This is a genomic window from Microbacterium sp. MYb72 (genome assembly GCF_002979415.1).
Classification (GTDB): Bacteria; Actinomycetota; Actinomycetes; order Actinomycetales; family Microbacteriaceae; genus Microbacterium; species Microbacterium natoriense.
On sequence record NZ_PCOT01000041.1, the window covers coordinates 1 to 20314 of the forward strand.

Below are 20314 nucleotides of genomic sequence, written 5' to 3' on the forward strand. Positions count from 1 at the left end.
CCCACCCGCCGCGTAAAGGTACGTCACCGTCACCGCGGGCGCCGCCCCCGCAGGGTCCGTGGTCCGCGACACGATCCGCCCCGTCGCATCCCGCACCACCTGCACCGACGAACCATCCGCATACGCCGTCCCACTGTGCCGGTTCGCCGCATCGTAGAAGAACGTCATGTCTCCCAGGCGCTTCGTGTTGCCACGGACGTCGTACTCGATCTCCGCCGCAGGCACCCCATCAGCGACACTCGTCGCCCCCGAGATCGCACCCGTGACCGTCGAAGAAGTCAGCCGGTCGGCCCAGTCGTAGCAGTACGCCGTCGACGTCGTCACCGGAGACTGCCCCGGCGCCGTCCACACATCCGTCAAGGCCGTACGGTTGCCCGACATCCCCGCCGCGGTGTTCACACCGCACCCACCCGACGACGCGAACCCGTATGTCAGCTGATGTCCTGGAATCACCGCAGACACCAACCGACCCGCCGCGTCATACCCGTAGGTCGAGGTGTTCGACACCGCACCCGACGCACTCGTCTGCTGCACCACACGACCCGACTGCGACAGCTTCACGCTGTCCGTCACCGTCTGCCCCGCCACCGACCACGTCTGCGACGTCGTCCGCTGCGCCTGATCCCTGCCCACGCCGGTCAGCGCCGACCCGTCCGGATACGCGATCTGCTGCAACCGCTGCAGAGAGTCATACGTCACCGACGCCAGCTGCGCCCCGTCGACGGTGACGGTCTTCACCTTCCCGTCCAGGTCGTACGTGTACGCCATCACCGACGCGACACCACCCGCAGGAGTCGTGCTGATCTGCGTCACCCGACCCGTCGCCGGATCGTACGTCGGCGTCGTCACCGTGTCGAAGACATCCGTGTAGCTCACCGTGCGACCCAGCAGGTCGGTGACCGTCGTCACCTTCGACCCGTTCGCCGACCCGGCGACCGTGACACCCGCCGACACGACGGAGTACCCGCCGTTCGTCGCACGCACCGTGCGCGTGGTCGTCGTCGAGATCGTCGCCGTCCCTGTCGGACCCGCCACGCTCGACGCGATCACCACGCCCCGGTCGTCGTACGTCAGGCACGACCAGGCGGTGTCGCCGCTGGTCTTCGTGCCCACCGTGCGACCCCACGCGTCGTACGCGTACTCGGTCGTGACCGCACCGCCCGACGCCGGCGTCGCACCGGTCACAGACTTCGTCATCCCGAACTGCTTCGTCCCCGAAGGGATGCCGCACACCGCCGGAGCGGCCTCGAGATCGCCGTAGTACGCCGACGTCGTCTTCGCCGTCGCCGGTGCACCTGCGGCACCGCCCGCAGGCAGAGTGCGGGTGAGTCGCCGCAGCCACCCCGCTGCACCCGGCTGCTCGTACGTGGTCGCGGTCTTCAGAGCGAGACCGTCAGGATCGACCGTCCCCTCCGTCGCCTGGCCGAGCCACGGATGCTGATACGTCATCGCCGACGTGGTGGTCGGTGCAGCCGCCCCGGCGACGGTGGTGGAGTCGTCGGCGGTCGTGCGCGTGACCAGACCGTAGTCCGGCCGCAGGGCTGTGCCGGGCACGATCGCCGCCGTCGTTCCCGACGACGGGGTCCGCCACTTCAGCTGCAGCTGCGCAGGTCCGCCGTCTTCCCAGTACTCCACGCGGATGCGTTTGCTCTCACCCGCGGCCACGGTCACGGGGGCGCCGATCCTGTCGGCCGCGCTGTACGCCCAGCTGTCGAGGACCAGCGTGTCACCGATCCAGATGCGCACACCGTCATCGGCGTTGCCGACGAACGTGTACTGACCTGCTGTCGGGAAGGACACGAGTCCGGTCAGCCGCAACGACCACTTGTCCACCCCGACCCCTGCTCCAGGGCTCGCGGTCGACCAGTTGCGATCGATCGCTCCTCCGGCACCTCCCACACCGAGGTCGAACAGCACCGGCTTGCCGGAGAGGCTCGGGTTGGCGTAGTACGTCGCCTGGAGACCCTGCAGTCCCCCGTCGTACGTCGTCGACGAATGCGCAGGAAGGATGCCGCATCCGCTCACACCGACCGGATTCGGCTTGGGACGCCCGTCGCTCTGGAAGCAGGCAGACGGAGCAGGGCCGTACGAGTCGGTCGCCCGATCGGTCGACGGGTCGTAGACCGTCGTCGACTTCTGCCCGAGCGAGTTCGTGGCCGACAGCACGAGATCCTTCGACGGATGCCATTCCTGCGTCGCGGTGACCCCCATCGGACTCGTGCTCGACGTCTGCCGCCATGCCGCGTCGTAGCCCACGGAGCTCGTCATCCCGGCGACACCATCGAGAGAGGCGCTGGTCACTCGGGTGGCCAGGTCATAGCCGTAGTTCTTCTTCGTCCGAGGAGACGCTCCGCCGTCGGCGGACGGGAGCGTGATCGCGCTGACCCTCCCCCCGGCGTATGCGATCTGCGTGCTCACCTGAGACGCAGCGGGCGGAGTCGTCGCCGCCAGAAGGTAGTCACTGGCCGTGGAGTCCTGGATGGACTGCAGGAGGCCCGCCGTGTCATAGCCGAAAACCGTGCGCTCAGCGCCGGGATCCTCGATCATCCACAACTGGCCACCCGAGTAGTAGAGGTTCGTGACCGGGGTGTTCGTGGGCGACAGCGCGGGATACGTGATCCTGCACAGCATCCCCACCGGTGCCGCGGAACCGCCGGACGGCGGCGCGGGGCACGCCGTCTGCGCGGCATCCTGATAGGTGAATGAGACCTTGCGGTGATACGTCGATCCCTCTTTGGAGACGGGGTCGACGATCTCCTTGACCGTGCCGTCGCTGTTGTAGATCGAGATCGGCGCCGCAGGCTTCTGCCCGTCGGCGACGGAGGTCGCCGACTCGACAGTGCCGTTCGCGGCGAACTGATAAACCGTGCCGCCCTCATCCGTGAACACCACGCGTCCGGCGCTGTCCAACGACACCGTGCCGTACTCGCCCACCGGCGGCGTGTAGCCACCGGTGGAGGTGCGCGAGTACGTGTGAGCAGTGCCCGAGATATCGGTCAGGACGATCGCCTGAGCTTCGATGCTGGCTTTCGCCCACGCGGCAGAATCTCCTGCGATGGGAACCGACGACCCCCACCCGGCGGGAAGCGTGGTGCGCTGAGTCGTGAACCACGACGCGGGGACGATCACTGGCCCCTCGGCATCGGCGAGGTCGTCTGCCCAGAGCTCGACGTTCGCCGCGCCCCCGGCCTCGAAATAGTCGAGCTGGATCGGCGTCTCGCCTGTGGTGAGGTTCTGATTACCCGACCATTCGACGGGGACGACAGCGTCGCCCCATTTGTCGATGATCGTCGAGTTGTTCAGCCGGAGTCGCACACCATCGTCGTGACGGATTCCGAAACGCCACTGCGAGGACGCATGCGGAACACGCACGAAACCGTTCCACTGCGCCATGAAGTAGTCGTTCGCGATCGCCGGACCGGGAGATCCCATCGCCCAGTCGAAGGACACCGCCGAATCCGTCCTCACCATCAGCGGCGTCTTGCCCCCGAAGGTGTAGCCGGCAGCCGACGTGGGCACGTTGCCGAGAAGGTCCTTGCCGTCGTAGTACGACCCCGTCAGTCCGCGCGTCGCATCGACGACCGCCTGTGAGTTGTAACTGAACGCCATCCCGATCGGTCCGCCGAGCGTCGAGATCAACGGCGACGAGAACGAGAGGTTCGCGTTGCCGTTCGCCAGGTTCACGGTCGCAGGTCCCGCCGTGTCGAACGGCGACGGTCCGGTGGAACCGAGTCTCAGGTCGACCTTGACGCGTTTGACCCATGCCGGCGTCGAGTTCTTGCCCACGCCGTCTGTCGGCTGCACGACCCAAGAGTAGATCTGCCCGTCACGCAGTGTGCCCGCGGGCACCGTCCAGCGGACCTTTCCGTCGGGATCCGCCGTCACGAGTCCCGACGTGAACACCGCACCCGTCTTCCCGTCGGCGCCGGTCGCGATCTTGAATTCGTACTTGACCGTGCCGCCGGCAGGGATGTTGTCCGGGTCCGTCACCCCATCCACCTGCAAGGTCGGCGTCAGCGTGACGATCGTCTGCGGTGCGCCCGAGGCATTGCCCGGAGTCGCCGTCGCCTCCGGCGGCGTCGGCGGAACGAGCTGCGTCGTGAGCGTGCGCGCGCCGGTCCACCGCACCGTCGACTGCCCGGCGAACCCGTCATGCCCGTCCTTGATGCCCGAGCGCCAGTAGTACGTCACCCCAGGCTGCAGCTTGCCCTCGGGAACCGTCGCCTGCTTGCTCAGCGTCCACCCCGAGTCCCACACCGGATTGCTCATGTCCGCGTTCTGCGACACCTGGAACGTGAACGCCGCGTTCGAGTACGGCGAGTACGTCTGGCCATCCGCTACCAGAGTGGGAGTCATCGACATTCCCGTCGCTCCGCTCGCCGGCGACGACTGCGACACGGTCGGATACGGCCAGTACTCCGTGTAGATGGCCGTGTTGACCCGCTTGAGCGTGTACGCCCCGGGGTTCTCCGCCAGGCGGATCATGAAGGTGACACCGGTATCGCCTTGCGAGAACGCCCACGCGAGGCGCTGTGTGATCGCCGCGTCACCCATCCACGCAGTGTCGTTGCTGATCCCGTAAGCCGCCAGAACCGGACCGATGCACGCGTCGGAGTAGCCGATGCAACTCGCGTGACTGAGAAGACCGGTCTGGTAGGTCGTCGTGCCTTCGCCTCCGAATCCGACGCCGATCTGAGCGGCTCCGATGAAGTTCCCCGGCACGCTGCCGTAGTTGAACCGAGTGAACGCCCGCCAGTACACGTTCTGGTTGTTCTGACGGTTGTTTCCGACGTACATGTTGCTGGAGACAGCCCCGTCGGACTTGATCGAGTACGTGTAGTTCGGGCCCCAGTTGATCGTCGGGTCGACGTACACCGGATACTCCGTGTCGGGCGATGCCAACCATTTTCGGTCCAGGGACAGGGTGTAACGCCACTTCCCGTCCTCGATCGGAGTCAGCGTCATCGACGGGTTGACGAGCACGTCGCTCGATTCGCCCTTCACACCCGACGAGTCCCAGGCCACAGGCGCGGGAATGTGCATCACTGCGACGCCGTCGCCATCGACGAACTCCACGGCGTTGCCCACACCGACCACAGGGGCGAGGGAACCCGCATCGATCGTCCACGACCATGAGGACTTCCCGGGCATCCGATCGAGGACCAGCGTCTCCTTCACTCCGCCCGGTTCGACCTTGTACTCGAGGTCCGTGGCCCAGGCCACGTCTTCGTAGAGCAGCAGATCGTCCGCCGACTTCTTGCTCGACGACTTCAGCGTCGCCTTCCCGTCGGACGCGCCCTTCAGCGCGAACTCGAGCTCATGGCCGTCAGCTGTCACCTTCACCGCGGCCGGCTCATCGGCCGCCCCGGCGAACTCCGGAGACAACGGGTGGGCCTCAGCCTCCCAGCCTCCGCCCTTCACCGCGTCCAGCGCGGTCGATATCGGCTCCCACCCGTCGGGAGTCTCCATGTTGAGCATGTCCGTCGACTCTCTCGAGGATCCGCGAGCCATCCGGACGCTCATATGTCGTGGAGAACTCGTCCTGCTCCACGACGGGAAGATCCTCTACTTCCTTCGCCAGCGCATCGTCGCTCTTGCCCCGCAGATCCAGACCCGCACCGCGAACAGGGGCGGCCGGAGCACCCCGCTCCGCATCCTCAGCAGCGCTGAAATCGCCGGCGGGCATCTCCGAGACGAGGTCCGGCGCCGCGGTCGGCGCCCCGCCCAACCGCTCGGCGTCCTCCGCCGTCAGCTCACCCTCACCGGGAATAGGTCGCGTCTCCGCGGGCACCGCTGCCGCCGCGGCGGATGTCGACACCATCACGTCTCCGACGGCCGCCGCCTCGGGAGTGATCACCGCCAGGGTTCCCACCAGAACACACGACAGCACCGGCACATAGAACCTGCGCATCAACGCAACCCCCCGGAAGAATGAGTGCGGCTACTGCCGCACAGCTAAGAGATAGCGGATTCCCAGGAAACTCGCAATATTTCGGTCGGATGGAAGAAACAACATTCCCTATATCCAGGGATCACCCCAGACGATAGGTTTTGTTCATGGTCCTTCCCCATCTTCTGCCCCTCGTTCCAGCGCCCGTGACCGCCACCGCAGGAGAAGGACGGATGCCGCTCACCGCCGCCTCCTCTGTGTCCGGACCCGCAGCCGCCACGGCGCAGCTGATCGACGCGGTCGCCCGACGCAGCGGCATCCGGCTGTCCTCCGTCGAGGGCGATGCCGACATCGCCCTGCGCGTCGACGGCGCCGTCGCGAACGCCGAGGGCTACGGCCTCACGGTCGGCGAGCGCGTCGAGGTCGTCGGCGCCGATGAGGCCGGCCTCTTCTACGGCATCCAGACCCTGCTGCAGCTGCTGCGCGAAGACGAAGACGGCTCCTGGGGCCTCCTCCGCGCCACCGTCGCGGACGCGCCCCGCTTCTCCCGCCGCGGCGTGATGCTCGACGTCGCGCGCCACTTCTTCGGCGTCGACGGCGTCAAGAAGTTCATCGACGCGACCAGCGCCCTCAAGTTCAACCACCTGCACCTGCACCTGAGCGACGACCAGGGCTGGCGCATCCACATCGACTCCTGGCCGAAGCTCACCGAGCTGGCGGCGACGACATCGGCGAACGGCGACCCTGGCGGCTTCTACTCGAAGGACGACTACCGCGAGATCGTCGCGCACGCGGCGTCCCGCCACATGATCGTGATCCCCGAGATCGACCTCCCCGGCCACACGCACGCGATCGGCGTCGCGTACCCGGAGCTCGTCGAGGCGCCCGTGCTGAACGACGGACTGATCTCGGAGTCCGCGCGCCTCGGCCAGCCGCTCCCCGTCGCCGGCGAGACCTACATCGGCTGGGGCGTCGGGCACTCCAGCGTGCGCATCCACGAGGAGCGCACCTACGACTTCGTGCGCGACGTCGTGCGCGAGCTCGCCGAGATGACCCCCGGCCCGTACATCCACGTCGGGGGCGATGAATCGCTCGGAACACCCCAGGCCGACTTCGACCTGTTCGCCGCGCGGGCCACCGAGATCGTCGTCGCGGCGGGCAAGACCCCCGTCGCCTGGCACGAGATGGGCTCCGCGGCCGACATCGCGGAGGGCACCGTCGGACAGTACTGGGGCAACACCACCCCGCAGGGCACGCACGCCGAGGAGGCAGCGCAGTTCGTCGCACGCGGCGGGGCGCTCATCATGTCGGCCTCGAACGTCGCCTACCTCGACATGAAGTACACGCCGGAGTTCCCGCTCGGGCTCGACTGGGCTGCCATCATCGACGTCCGGGCCGCCTACGACTGGGAGCCGACGGCCGTGCTCGACGTGCCCGCCACCGCGATCCTCGGCGTCGAGACCCCGCTGTGGAGCGAGACGACCCGCACCATCTCCGAGGTCGAGCAGCTCGTCTTCCCGCGCGCCGCAGCCCAGGCGGAGATCGCCTGGTCGCCGCAGACCGCGCCGGAGCGCACCTGGGACTCCTTCCGCGCACGGCTGGGTGCACTCGCTCCACTGTGGAAGGCTGAGGGGGTCGACTTCCACCCCAGCCCCGAGATCCCCTGGAGCGCACGATGAGCGTCCACACCTCCACGACGGGCTCGCTCGTCATCCACTCCGCCCGCGTCGTGGACGGCGGCGAGATCGTCGAGAACGGCTGGTTGCGATTCGAGCACGGCGCCGTGGCCTCGCGCGGCGCCGGGTCGGACTGGGCGCCGGCCGACGAGATCGTCGATGCGTCCGCGGTCGCCGGGGCGGATGCCGTGCTCACGCCGGGGTTCGTCGACATCCACGGCCACGGAGGCGCAGGCGCCGCCTTCGACGACGGCATCGAGGCGATCCGCATCGGCAGGGCGCTGCACCGCGCGCACGGCACGACGCGCGCCGTCATCTCGCTGGTCACGGCCACGCTCGACGAGCTCGCGCTCAGCGTCGCCGGCATCGCCGACCTGATGCAGACGGATGCCGACATCCTCGGCTCGCACCTCGAGGGTCCCTTCCTCGACCCCGGGCACCACGGCGCCCACGAGCCGACGCTGCTGCGGCACCCGGAGGCGGGCGACGTCGAGCGTCTGCTGGAGGCGGGGCGCGGCACGATCCGCCAGATCACGATCGCGCCGGAGCTCCCCGGAGGGCTCGACGCCATCCGGCAGATCGTCGCCGCCGGCACCGCGGCCGCGGTCGGGCACACCGATGCGGATGCCGCCATGGCCGTCGCCGCATTCGAAGCGGGAGCCTCGATCCTCACGCACGCCTTCAACGCGATGCCCGGCATCCACCACCGCGCCCCCGGGCCCGTGCTCGCCGCAGCGGCCGACCACCGCGTCGTGCTCGAGGCGATCGCCGACAACGTGCACCTCGACCCGCACGTGATCAAGCTCGTGTTCGACTCCGCCCCCGGGAGGGTCGCACTGATCACCGACGCCATGGCGGCCGCGGGCAGCGCCGACGGCCACTACGACCTGGGCACGGTGAGCGTCACGGTCGAGAACGGGATCGCGCGCGCCGACGACACCGGGTCGATCGCGGGCTCCACGCTGACCCAGGACGTGGCTCTGCTGAGGGCCGTGCAGGCGGGCGTGACACTGCCCGAGGCGGTGCGCGCATTGACCGAGACCCCGGCCCGCGCGATCGGGCGCGGCGAACGGCTCGGCAGCCTGCGGACCGGATCAGTCGGCGACGCCGTGCTTCTCGATGCACAGCTGCGCGTCGCGCGCGTATGGGTGGGTCAGCGGCTCTGAGAACCGCGCATCGCGCGACGACGCGCAGCTCTGCGCTCTCCGGTCGAAATGTGTGTGCGGGGCGGGAGGCCGCCTTCTCCCCAGATCGGCGGCCTCACCCCCACAACAGAGCAGGTGGGCCGGGAACTCCTCCCCCGAGGCTCCCGACCCGCCAGCTGGTGCTGTTACCCCTCGCACCAGCGCCTCAGGACTCCGCCCCCCGGTGGAGCCCTTATGGCTGTCTCTACGTGATGAGACGAACTCAGCCGCCGTTCATTACGCGACTTCCCAGAAAATCTTCGAAAAACTTTCCCCTCCGCCAGGCCACAGATTCGGAAATACTGAACGACCTGGACTTTTGGCCAAAACTCAAGATCTGCTTTGGACTTTCGTCAGGGGTGGCCTAGCTGAAAGAATCGGGAGAGAATGGAAAAGACGCGTGATGAAGAGCGGTCTCACGCGTCTCTTCATGTGAAGGCGCACCCGCGCCCCACGACAGATGGATGACTGTGGACGACGAGAACACACTGCACGACGACGCGATCGCGGACGCCGACCTGGTTCTGCGCACCCGCTCGGGTGACGCGACGGCCTTCGGTGAACTGTGGCGACGGCACTACCCGTCCGGCATGTCCGTCGCGCGCTCGATCACGTCTTCGATCGACCCCGACGACCTCGTGCAGGAGTCCTACACCCGCATCTACCAGGCGATCATCAAGGGAGGCGGCCCCAACGGCTCCTTCCGCGCCTACCTCTTCACCAGCATCCGCAACACCGCCGCCGCATGGGGACGCTCCCGCCGGGAGTCCGCGATCGATGAGCTCGACGCGGTCGCCGACCCTGACAGCACCGAGCAGGCGGCGAACGAGGCCCTCGACCGCGGTCTCACCTCGCAGGCCTTCCGCAGCCTCCCCTCCCGCTGGCAGGAGGTGCTCTGGTACACCGAGATCGAGCAGATGAAGCCCAATGAGGTGGCGCCGCTGCTCGGCATGAAGGCCGGAGCCGTGTCGCAGCTCGCCTTCCGTGCTCGCGAAGGCCTCAGAGAAGCGTGGATCCAGGCGCACCTGCGCAGCGCAGCCCCCGGGTCGGACTGCCAGTGGACGATCGAGCATCTCGGCGCGTACACGCGAGGGAACCTGAGCACTCGCGACCACAAGCGCCTCGAACAGCACCTCGACGAGTGCGCACGCTGCATGATCGTCGCCGCCGAGGCCAAGGACGTCTCGAAGCGCCTCGCGCTCGTACTGCTCCCCCTTGTGCTCGGCATCGCCGGCTCGGCGGGCTACCTCGCCACCCTCCAGGGCGGCGGCGCACCCATCGTCGCGCTGGCGGCCATGCCCTCCAGCGTCGTCCAGGGCGGCGTCGTCGCCGCCGGCGGCGCTGCGGGCGGAGCAGCCGGCGGATCAGCAGGATCCGGAGCCGGAGGCTCTGCGGGCGGCGGCGCAGGAGCCGCCGGAGGCATCTTCACCGGAGTCGGCGCGCTCGTCGGAGCAGGCTCCGCGGCACTCATCGTCGCCGGCGTCGTCGCCGCGGCCACCATTCTGCCCGGCCTCAGCAGCGCTGACCCGTCGACCTCGCTGTCGAACGCCGCGGCGAGCGACTCCTCGTCTATCGCCGCCGACATCGCCCCCGACGACTCGATGTCGTCCGAGGAGACGACCATCGTCGAGCCGCCGGCACCGCCTGCACCCCCGGCGCCGCAGCCGCCGGTCGAAGAGGCCTCCGCTCCGGAATCCGCTCCCGTGGTGACGCCGCCGGCGCCCCCGGTGACTCCGGAGAAGCCCGTCGACCCCGTGAAGCCGGTCGACCCCGAGAAGCCCGTCGACCCGATCGATCCCATCGACCCCGTGGACCCGGTGCTGCCGGAGGGAGCTCCGACGGTCGGGAGCGCGACGGTGAGCTTCTCCTTCGACGAGCAGGATCTGATCGTCACGCACTATCGCGTCCCCGTCACGGGAGTGGCCCAGGCGAAGGTGAGCACTCTCCTCAGCGGCTCAACCGCCGGAAACGGCGAGGTCGTGCTCGTTCCCTCCGCCCTCGACTCGACGACCGGCGAAGGAACGATCGACCTGCGGCCATCGCTGCAGCAGATCTGCGAGAACGCGACGGTCGAGTTCTTCTATGTGGCCGGAGACAAGAAGGGCGCCTTAACGAGCACGACCCTGCGCGAGCTCAACGACTTCTATCCCGAATTCCTCTGCGATTTCGGCATCGGTGTCGTCACGGATCCCCCCGCTCCGACGGAACCGACCAGCACGGAGCCCCCTGCCGAGACCTCGACTCCCGGGCCCGCGGAATCGGCCCCGCCTGCCCCGACCGAGCCCGTCGCCCCGGTGGAGCCCGCGGCCCCCGTCGAGCCGGCTACACCGCCCGCACCGGTCGAGGTCGCACCCGCGCCCGTAGAGACTCCCGCCGCACCTGCTCCTGAGGACTCCGCCGCACCCGCGCAGGCGAGCCTCCTCGGCGCCGCGATCGACACCGTCGCAGACGTCGCCGGCACCGCTCCCGCGCCGGCCGAGTAGCTCCCGAGCGGCGAATAGACTGGGGTCATGCCCCAGGAATCCGCACCCGTACCCGGCGTAGACCGCCCGAACATCACCGCGCTCGACGTGGTGCGCGCCATCGTCCTGGTCGTCGCCGTCGGCACGCTCGCCCTCTGGGGCTTCGCCACCTGGCCGCTGCCGTGGAATGTCGTCCTGGGCATCGGCGCCCCCGTGATCGTCATCCTCGTCTGGGCGCTGTTCCTGTCTCCCAAGCCTGTCCTCCGGCTGCACCCGTTCCTCCGCGCGGCTGTGGAGCTGCTGATCTACGTCGGCGTCACCATCGCATGGTGGCTCATGGACCAGCCCCTCGTCGGCATCGCCTTCGGCGTCGTCGCCGTCGGCGCCGGACTCGTCAGCGGGCGCCGCAGCCTGTCATGACCGCGCTCGAGCAGCTGACAGCCGCTCTCGGCGACCTCGTCGACACCGCCCCCGCCGCGCTCGAGTCCGCACGGGCCGACCGCTCGGGTCACGCCGCTCCCGGTCTCCCCCTCGCCGTCGTGCACGCCGAGACGGTCGAGCACGTCCAGCAGATCATGCGCATCGCCACGGCGACCCGCACGCCGGTCGTCGTCAGAGGCGCGGGAACCGGTCTCGCCGGGGCCGCGAACGGAGGCGCGGGAGAGATCGTGCTCTCCACGGCGCGCATGACCGCGGTCACCGAGATCCGCGCCGATGATCTGCTCGCAGTGGTCGAGCCGGGCATCCTCAACGCCGACCTCAACGACCTGCTCGCCGAGCACGGGCTCTGGTGGGCGCCCGACCCCGCCAGCCGCGCGATCTCGACCGTCGGCGGCAACATCGCCACGGGCGCAGGCGGGCTCCTCTGCGCCAAGTACGGAGTCGTGCGCGACGCCGTGCTCGGCGTCGATCTGGTCCTCGCCGACGGACGGCTGCTCCATCTGGGGCATCGGAGCGTCAAGGGCGTGACCGGCCTCGATCTCACCTCTCTCGTGATCGGCTCGGAGGGAACGCTCGGTGTCATCGTCGGCGCCACCCTGAAGCTGCGCCGGCTCGTCTCCGGCACCACGTGCACGATCACCGCGACCTTCCCCAGCGTGCGGGCGGCAGCCGTCGCTTCCGCGGCGGTGACGGCGACCGGCATCCAGCCCGCGATCATGGAGCTGATGGATGCGGCGAGCCTGGCCGCGGTCGCCGCTCTGCTGTCCCTGCCAGCGCCGGATGCCGGCATGGCGCAGCTGACCATCCAGACCGACGGTCCCGCCGCCGTCGCCGAGGCGGATGCCGTGGCCGAGGTCCTCCGCACGAGCGGCGGCGCCGTGCAGGTCTCGCACGATCGCGAAGAGGGCGAACGCCTGCTCGCCGTCCGCCGATCCATGCACGCGGCCATGGCAGCGCTCGGCACCACGCTCATCGAAGACGTCTCGGTCCCGCGCAGCGCGATGCCGGCGATGTTCGACGAGATCGCACGCATCGAACGCGAGTACGCGCTCACGATCCCGACCGTCGCGCACGCCGGAGACGGCAACCTGCACCCGAACTTCATCTTCGAGGGCCCCGATGTGCCCGAGCATGTATGGGATGCCGCTGGCGCGCTGTTCCGCGCCGCCATCGCCCTGGGCGGCACGCTCACCGGCGAGCACGGCATCGGCACCCTGAAGAGCCGCTGGCTGGCCGAGGAGCTGGGCGACGATCAGTGGGAGCTGCAGCGGCAGATCACCAGGGTGTTCGACCCCATCGGCATCCTGAACCCGGGAAAGGTGTTCCATGCCTGACATCCACGTGAGCGCGGCCGTCATCGTCGACGACGACGGGCGCGTGCTCGTCGTCCGGAAGAACGACACCGTCCGCTTCATGCAGCCTGGCGGCAAGCCGGAGGAGGGCGAGTCCCCCGCGCAGACGCTCGTCCGCGAACTGCACGAGGAGCTCGGCGTGCTGCTCGACGAGGGCGACCTCGAGCCCCTGGGCACGTTCATCTCGGAGGCGGCGAACGAACCGGGGCACCGCGTGGTCGCCGAGGCCTTCGCCGCGACGGTCGACCCCGCCGCCGTGACGGTCCAGGCCGAGCTCGCGGAGCTGCGGTGGATCACCCGCGAGGACGCGGAGACACTCCCGCTCGCCCCGCTGAGCGTGGAGCACCTGCTGCCGATCGCCTGGTCGCGCTAGAGGCGCACGAACCTCACCCCGTTTCGTCTCGCTCCGCTCGCTCAACGACCGACAGCGGACTCGAGCCGCCCTCCCCGCGTTTCGTCTCGCTCCGCTCGCTCAACGACCGACAGCGGACTCGAGTCGAGCTCCCCGGTCGTTGAGCGAGGAAGCGCAGCGACCGAGACGAAACGCTCCGGGTTCAGGTCAGATGCCCTGCCAGGCCGGCTTGTTCGCGAACGTGTAGCGGTAGTAGTCGGCGAGCTTCAGGCGCGACGCGGCGGCCTCGTCCACGACGATGGTCGCGTGCGGGTGCAGCTGGATGGCCGATCCGGGGAGGATCGCCGAGAGCGGCCCCTCGACGGCATCCGCCACCGCCTGCGCCTTGCCCTCCCCGAACGCGAGCAGCACGAGGTGCCGCGCCCGCAGGATCGTCCCGAGCCCCTGGGTGATGCAGTGGCGGGGCACGTCGTCGATCGAGTCGAAGAAGCGGGCGTTGTCCTCGCGGGTCTGCTCGGTGAGCGTCTTGACGCGCGTGATGGAGGCGAAGGACGAGCCTGGCTCGTTGAACCCGATGTGTCCGTCGGTGCCGATGCCGAGGATCTGCAGGTCGACGCCGCCCGCCGCCGTGATGGCCGCCTCGTAGTCCTCTCCCGCGTGCTGGATGGTCGCCTCGGCGCCGTTGGGCACGTGGATGCGCTGAGGGTTGAGTCCGAGCGGCTCGACGACCTCCCGGGTGATCACCGAGCGGTAGCTCTCGACGTGCGCGGGGTCGAGGCCGACGTACTCGTCGAGGGCGAAGCCGCGCACCTGCGAGACGTCGACACCGGCGAGCCGCGAGCGCAGGGCCTGGTAGACCGGCAGCGGCGTCGAGCCCGTGGCGAGTCCGAGAACCGCATCCGGACGGTCGGTGATCAGCTCGACGATCTCGGCAGCGACCAGCTCCCCTGCGGCTTCCTTGTTCTCGACGATGACGACTTCAGCCATGGGAAACGATCTCCTTCGAAGGGACGGACGCGCCCACGAGGGCGGCGCCGAAAGCGGCCGCCGGAGACCCGGCGGGGAGCATCTCGATTCTCTCATCCAGGTGGAGAGAGCGCATGAACGGCGACGATGCAGCGCCGGCCAGAAGAGCAGAGCGGATGCCGTCTTCGAGACGGTCTCCGAGGGCGGTGAGACCACCGCCGATAATGACCCTGTCGACGTCCGCCGAGAGGACGAGGACACGTACTCCGGCAGCGCCCCCGGCGAAGAGGTCGGCACGGAGGGCGAGCGCGAGCGGGTCGCCGGACTCCGCGGCATCCAGGATGTCCCGCACGGGGAGCGCCCCGGGGCGGCCCCAGGCCTTGGCCAGAGCACCGCCGCCGCAGAGCGTCTCCACGCAGCCGACCTGGCCGCATCCGCAGAGTCTGCCGTTCGGGTCGACGGAGAGGTGGCCGACCTCACCGGCCGTGCCGCGGGAGCCGCGCCAGATCCGGCCGTCGACGACGATGCCGGCGGCGACGCCGGTGCCGAGGTTCAGGTACGCCATCGATCCCGCCGCTCCGCGCAGCACCGCAGCGCCGAGGGCGGCGGCCTTGACGTCGTTCTCCACCCGGAATCCGATGCCGAGACGGGCGCTCGCGAGCTCCGCGAGGTCGAGGGATTCCACGCCGAGGTTGACGGCGTGCAGCACACGACCGGACTCCTCGTCGACGAGTCCGGGGATGCCGACTCCGACCGACCCGATGTCGGCCAGGTCGAGGCCCGACTCCGCGGCGAGCGTGGTGACGGCGTCGACGACGTTCGCGACGACCTCCTCGCCGCCCCATCCGCTCAGGCGACGGACGCGCCCGATGATCTCGTCGTCCTCCCCCACCGCGACGGCGTCGATCTTGGTCCCACCGACGTCGAGGCCGACCCGGACCGGCCTCGCGGTCACGAGACTCCCAGCTGACTGGAGAGCACCATCACCGCGGCTCCGCGCAGGACGATGTCGTCCTGCTGCGTCAGGCGGATCTCCACGTCTTCGAACACGCCCTCCAGAGTGCGGGCGTGCAGGGTCTCGATGGCGGCGTCGATGAGGGTCCCGTCGAGCAGTTCGGCAGGGCCCGACAGCACGACCTCGGAGAGGTCGAGCGCGGCGACGATCGGAGCGATGCCGATGGCCATGCGGGTGCCGGCGTCGCGCAGGATCTCGTCGCGCGACTCGGGGGTCGCGTCGATCGCGGCACTGAGCCTGCTGACGCTCAGCCAGGCCTCCAGGCATCCGTCCTTGCCGCACGCGCAGCGCGGGCCGCCGTCGGTGCCGACCACGACGTGGCCGATCTCGCCCGCGGCGAAGCGGCTGCCCAGCAGCGGCTGGCTGCCGGTGATCAGACCGGCGCCCACTCCTCGGCCGATCTTGATGAGCATGAAGTCGGCCTTCGCCTCGCCGAAGGTGTATTCGGCGAGGACGGCGGCGTTGGCGTCGTTGCGCACCAGCACGGGCAGATCGAGGTCGATGCCGAGCTTGGCCTCGAGCGGCAGGTTCGTCCAGCCGAGGTTCGGCGAGCTGAGCACGAGCCCGTCGGGGCGCACGACACCGGGGGTGCCGAGGCCGACGCCGAGCACCGGCTGCGTCGCCGCAGCCACGAGGGTGCGGGCGAGCTCCAGCGTCGCCGCATAGGCGGCGGCGCCGTCTGCGGCCTCGGGGCGCGGCACCTCACGGCGCTCCAGCACGTCGCCGTCGAGGCTCAGTACGGCGCCGACGAAGGCGCTCGGACCCGAGAGGTCGATTCCGACGATCTGGTGGCCGACGCGATCGATGTCGATCAGGATCGGAGGCTTGCCAGGGCCCACGGTCTCACGGATGCCCATCTCGACGACGATGCCGTCGGCGATGAACTCGGCGACGAGGTCGGAGATCGTCACGCGGGTCAGTCCGGTCTCCCTGGAGAGGTCCGCCCGGCTCATCGCCCCCGCGTGGTAGAGCGTCTGCAGGACGAGGGCACGGTTGTGCCCGCGGGCGTGCTCGGGGAGCACTTTGGAACGGGAGCGCAGGTGACGTCCGGGCCCGAAGGCGTGAGTGTTCGCACCGGCGTAGTCTGACGACGATGGAGGACGCGTTTCATCCGATACGGACATGTTTGTTAGTAGACCTTACGAACAAAATTTACGCAACCCCCGCCACACGGTGCGGAACGAGGGTTACCAAAACGTTACATTACTTCGGCGATGATGTCGCCGCCGCTTCCGCCCTCTCTACGAGACGTTCGACCAGTCCCGCGACGATCTCCTCACGCTGAGCGATCGTCAGCGGCTTCCCGGGGATGCCTGGGCGACGCTGTGCGGGAGTCGGACCGTCGAGGGGACGATACCGCACCCCCGCCTGCGCGAGGCGGCGGAGATGGGTCGGCAGGCGTCGCGAGAAGTCCGCGACGTCACCGGAGTCCCCACCCTCCCACAGCCGCTCGGCGATCGCCGACAGGCGGGGGAAGGCCGAGAAGTCCACGCGGTCCCTGGTCGGCAGATGCTCGGTCCAGATGTTCGCCTGGCCGCCCGCCGCCCCCGGCTCGACCCGAAGCGAGTACGCCCGCTCGATCGTGAGCGGCGGCCCCACCCTGATCGGCTCCTCTTCGGAATCGGACTGCGGATAGTCGAGGTACACCTCCAGATCGGGGCAGGCGATCACGGGGATGCCGCGGCGGAGCGCCTCACGCATGGCGGCGGGTCCGCGCCAGGCGAGGATCTCCACGCCGTCCGGGACATCTCCCTCCAGCACCTCGTCCCAGGCGAGGGCCGTGCGGCCGTTGCGCCGCACCCGCTCCACGAAGTGCGCCGTGAACCACGGCTGCACGTCGTGCGGATCGTCGAGCCCGAGCTCGCGCATCCGCTCCCCCGCTGCGGCGCTCTCCGCCCATTCCGTGACCGGCACCTCGTCACCGCCGATGCCGATCCAGGGTGAGTCGAACAGAGCGCACAGCGCGTCGATGGCCGCGTAGCCGAACGCCAGCGACGCGTCCGTCGGCGCGAGCGTGCGCGGATTCACTCCGAAGCGCTCCCACGCCGAAGACGGCGGTTCTCCGACGTCGAGGTTGCCGAGCTCCGGGTAAGCGGCGAGACCCGCCTGGATGTGGCCGGGCAGCTCCACCTCCGGCACGACCGTCACGAACCGCTCGGCGGCGTAGGCGACCAGTTCGCGCAGCTCGGCATCCGTGTAGAAGCCCTCATGCACGCCCGGCTCGACGGTCGCCAGGACGCCGTGACCCCGCTGCGTCGCCTCGCGACGGGCGCCGACCTCGACCAGCCGCGGGTAGCCCGGCACCTCGAAACGCCATCCCTGGTCATCGGTGAGATGCAGATGCAGCACGTTCAGGTGGTGATCAGCGAGCAAATCGATCAGACGGCGCACGTCCTCAGTCGGACGGAAGTGCCGCGCGACGTCGAGCATCGCACCGCGCCAGCCGTACGCCGGCGACCCCTCCCACGTTCCCGCGGGTATCCGCGCGGAGTCCGCTCCCGGCTCGCGCAGCTGTCGCAGCACGGTCACCCCGCGGAACACCCCCGCAGGGCTCGCCCCGCACACGTCGATGCCGTCGGCGGCGACGACGATGCGGAACGCCTCCGTCCCGATGCGCCCTTCGGCGTCCGGAGCCGCGGCGAGCGACTCGTCGATCCGCAGACGGATCCCCGGCAGCCCGCCGCCCGCCTCCCCGCCGAGGCGGGCGACGCTCGATGCGAGATCGGGCGAGGCGATGATCGGCGTGGCCGATGTCCAGACGAACCCCGGGGCCGACGGATCGATCACGCTGCGCACGAGCGGGACCGTCGCGCGGTGCGGAGCGGGCGGCATCCGCAGCGCCGCTCCGGGCGTCGCACCCGTGACGGCTCCCCGCTCGACGACAGGGACGCCGCCGACGAGCACCTCGACGACGCCGATCGGGGCCTCCCTCGGCGACTCGAAGGTCGCTCCGGCCGCCACCGTCTCGGGATCGAACAGGACCAGATCGGCGGTGGCGCCCTCGCGGATCACCCCACGCGGCGCATCGCCGCGGTCGAGCCCGAGCCGGGAGGCGGGTGTCCCCGCGAGATGGCGCACGGCCTCCTCCAGCGTCAGCACGCCGAGCTCCCGCACATAGTGCCCGAGATAGCGGACGAACGTCCCGCGCCCGCGAGGATGCGGCCTGGCGCCGATGAGGATGCCGTCGCTGCCCCCGCTGTGGCGCGGATGCGCCATGATCGCACGCACGTTGTCCTCGTCGCCGATGTGCATGAGGATGCCGGTCGCTCCGGCATCCTGCACGATCGTGTCGAGCACGACGTCGACCGGGCGCCGCCCGGAGCCCGCGGCGATCTCCTCCACCGTGCGCCCGACGAGGTCGGCCAGCTCCGGCGCGGTCGTGCCGGAGATCTGGATCGCGCTCCAATCGGCCTTCTCACCGTGGAACCCGTCGCAGCCGATGTCCTCCAGCTCGACGCGCACGGCCTCTCGACCATCGTCGTCCAGCGCGGAGATCGCAGCGAGCAGGTCGCCGCTCTCGGAGAGCCTGCTGGGGAGCAGTGCCGCCAGTGTGGTGGCTCCGGGGAGGTAGGGGTAGGTGTCGAGCGTCACGTCGACGCCGTCGGCGATCGCCGCGTCCACGAGCGCGAGCAGCTCGACCGCCCTCCCCCGATTGGGTGCGAAGTTCATGGTGGCGTGGGTGAGGTGCACGGGGCAGCCCGTGCGGCGGCCGATCTCGATCGCCTCGCGGTAGGCGTCGAGGGCGGCGCCTCCGTAGCTGCGCGTGTGCGGAGCCCAGTATCCGCCGCGCTCGGCGACCACGCGGCACAGCGCCTCGAGCTCCGCGGTGTCGGCGTACATCCCCGGGGTGTAGGTGAGCCCGCTAGACATGCCGAACGCGCCCGCGTCGAGCGCCTCGCCGAGCAGATCCGACATCGCGGCGATCTCACCGGCGGTCGCCCTCCGGTTCTCGTGGCCGACGACCATCATCCGGAGGTTGCCCTGCGGAACCAGGGCGGCCGCGTTCGCCACCGCTGCGGCGTCGATCGCATCGAGCAGGTCGCCCATCGTGCGCCACGGAACGGATGCCGGCATGCCGTTCCAGCCCGCGATCTGCGCGGGGATCACGGATGCCGTCGCCTCGTCGAGCGGCGCGTAGCCGAGCCCGTCCTGGCCGAGGACCTCGGTCGTCACTCCCTGCAGGATCTTCGCATCGTGACGTGCGCCCTCGAGCACGGCGAGCTCGCTGTGCGCGTGCATGTCGATGAATCCGGGCGCGAGGACCAGACCGGTCGCATCGACCTCCACCGCGCCGGGTGGAAGCTCGACATCGCCGCCGAGACCGTCGCGCCTCAGCGCGACCAGTCTGGCGCCCTCGATCGCGACATCCGCGAGGAAGCGCGGGGCGCCGGTGCCGTCGACGACCGTCGCGTTCCGATAGACCCGTACCGGCTTCTCCGAGCTCAGAAGCATCCCGCCACCGCCGCTCGCGCGCACAGGTGAACGGCGTTCGGAATTAGTACAGGCATCTAACAACGCTACTAGTCTTGAGCCATGACTGTGAAGACCCGCGTTTCCACCGACGCCGCCCCCGCTCCCGCACACACGTTCTCCCAGGGTGTCCGCAAGGGCCCGATCGTCCAGGTCTCCGGGCAGGGTCCGGTCGATCCGGTGACCAACGAGTACCTCTTCCCCGGGGACGTCGCCGCGCAGACCACGCGCACCCTCGAGAACGTCAAGGCCATCGTCGAGGCGTCGGGAGCGACCTTCGACGACGTCGTGATGCTGCGCGTCTACCTCACCACGCGCGAGGACTTCCCGATCATGAACGAGGCCTACGGCGCCTTCGTCACGGCGCACACGACCAGCGGAGTGTTGCCGTCCCGCACGACCGTCTTCACCGGTCTTCCGCGCGAGGAGATGCTGGTCGAGATCGACGGACTCGCGGTCGTCGGCTGACCTCTGCGGGATCGCAGGAGACCTGGGGTTTTCCGTTG

At 69.6% G+C, this 20314-nt stretch carries 13 protein-coding genes; 7 read left to right on the top strand and 6 right to left on the bottom strand.

Annotated elements, in window-relative coordinates; genetic code table 11:
• Both CQ047_RS17040 and CQ047_RS18960 read right to left on the bottom strand, forming a co-directional pair.
• Positions 1 to 5478 (bottom strand): PA14 domain-containing protein (locus tag CQ047_RS17040; RefSeq protein ID WP_181155989.1); only part of this gene is annotated, 5478 nt, incomplete at its 3' end.
• The gene (locus CQ047_RS18960) at positions 5396 to 5911 is read right to left on the bottom strand and encodes a hypothetical protein (RefSeq protein ID WP_181155990.1); all 516 of its coding nucleotides are present in this window, start codon (positions 5909 to 5911) and stop codon (positions 5396 to 5398) included. The genes CQ047_RS17040 and CQ047_RS18960, both read right to left, overlap by 83 nt.
• Positions 5912 to 6057: 146 nt before the next feature.
• Between CQ047_RS18960 and CQ047_RS17050 the strand changes: the two genes are divergently transcribed.
• From CQ047_RS17050 to CQ047_RS17075, 6 genes are all read left to right on the top strand, one after another.
• The gene (locus tag CQ047_RS17050; RefSeq protein ID WP_105677119.1) at positions 6058 to 7569 is read left to right on the top strand and encodes a family 20 glycosylhydrolase; all 1512 of its coding nucleotides are present in this window, start codon (positions 6058 to 6060) and stop codon (positions 7567 to 7569) included.
• Positions 7566 to 8732, top strand: coding sequence for an N-acetylglucosamine-6-phosphate deacetylase (locus CQ047_RS17055; RefSeq protein WP_105677120.1), 1167 nt, complete (start codon positions 7566 to 7568; stop codon positions 8730 to 8732). Before CQ047_RS17050 ends, CQ047_RS17055 begins: the two co-directional genes overlap by 4 nt.
• A gap of 482 nt (positions 8733 to 9214) precedes the next feature.
• On the top strand, positions 9215 to 11233 hold the full coding sequence (locus CQ047_RS19200) for a sigma-70 family RNA polymerase sigma factor (protein ID WP_105677122.1): 2019 nt from the start codon (positions 9215 to 9217) through the stop codon (positions 11231 to 11233).
• 27 nt (positions 11234 to 11260) lie between these two features.
• Positions 11261 to 11632 carry a YrdB family protein gene (locus tag CQ047_RS17065; protein ID WP_105677123.1) on the top strand — a complete coding sequence of 124 codons (372 nt, stop codon included), beginning with the start codon at positions 11261 to 11263 and terminating at the stop codon, positions 11630 to 11632.
• Entirely contained in the window at positions 11629 to 12987 is a 1359-nt protein-coding gene (locus CQ047_RS17070) for an FAD-binding oxidoreductase (protein WP_105677124.1), read from the top strand. The genes CQ047_RS17065 and CQ047_RS17070 overlap by 4 nt, the downstream gene beginning before the upstream one ends.
• Positions 12980 to 13378, top strand: coding sequence for an NUDIX domain-containing protein (locus CQ047_RS17075; RefSeq protein WP_105677125.1), 399 nt, complete (start codon positions 12980 to 12982; stop codon positions 13376 to 13378). The genes CQ047_RS17070 and CQ047_RS17075 overlap by 8 nt, the downstream gene beginning before the upstream one ends.
• A 186-nt stretch (positions 13379 to 13564) precedes the next feature.
• Here the strand turns inward: CQ047_RS17075 and nagB are convergent, their stop codons facing one another.
• From nagB to CQ047_RS17095, 4 genes are all read right to left on the bottom strand, one after another.
• Positions 13565 to 14344 carry a glucosamine-6-phosphate deaminase gene (gene nagB / locus CQ047_RS17080; RefSeq protein WP_105677126.1) on the bottom strand — a complete coding sequence of 260 codons (780 nt, stop codon included), beginning with the start codon at positions 14342 to 14344 and terminating at the stop codon, positions 13565 to 13567.
• Complete coding sequence (locus tag CQ047_RS17085) at positions 14337 to 15278, bottom strand: ROK family protein (RefSeq protein WP_105677128.1); 942 nt, start codon at positions 15276 to 15278, stop codon at positions 14337 to 14339. The genes nagB and CQ047_RS17085 overlap by 8 nt, the downstream gene beginning before the upstream one ends.
• Positions 15275 to 16462, bottom strand: coding sequence for an ROK family transcriptional regulator (locus tag CQ047_RS17090; protein ID WP_105677129.1), 1188 nt, complete (start codon positions 16460 to 16462; stop codon positions 15275 to 15277). Before CQ047_RS17090 ends, CQ047_RS17085 begins: the two co-directional genes overlap by 4 nt.
• Positions 16463 to 16541: 79 nt before the next feature.
• Positions 16542 to 19790 carry a family 20 glycosylhydrolase gene (locus CQ047_RS17095; RefSeq protein ID WP_105677130.1) on the bottom strand — a complete coding sequence of 1083 codons (3249 nt, stop codon included), beginning with the start codon at positions 19788 to 19790 and terminating at the stop codon, positions 16542 to 16544.
• An 81-nt stretch (positions 19791 to 19871) separates the two neighbouring features.
• Between CQ047_RS17095 and CQ047_RS17100 the strand changes: the two genes are divergently transcribed.
• Positions 19872 to 20276: a RidA family protein gene (locus CQ047_RS17100; protein ID WP_105677131.1), complete on the top strand. Its 405-nt coding sequence runs from the start codon at positions 19872 to 19874 to the stop codon at positions 20274 to 20276.
• The last annotated feature ends 38 nt before the right edge of the window (positions 20277 to 20314 follow it).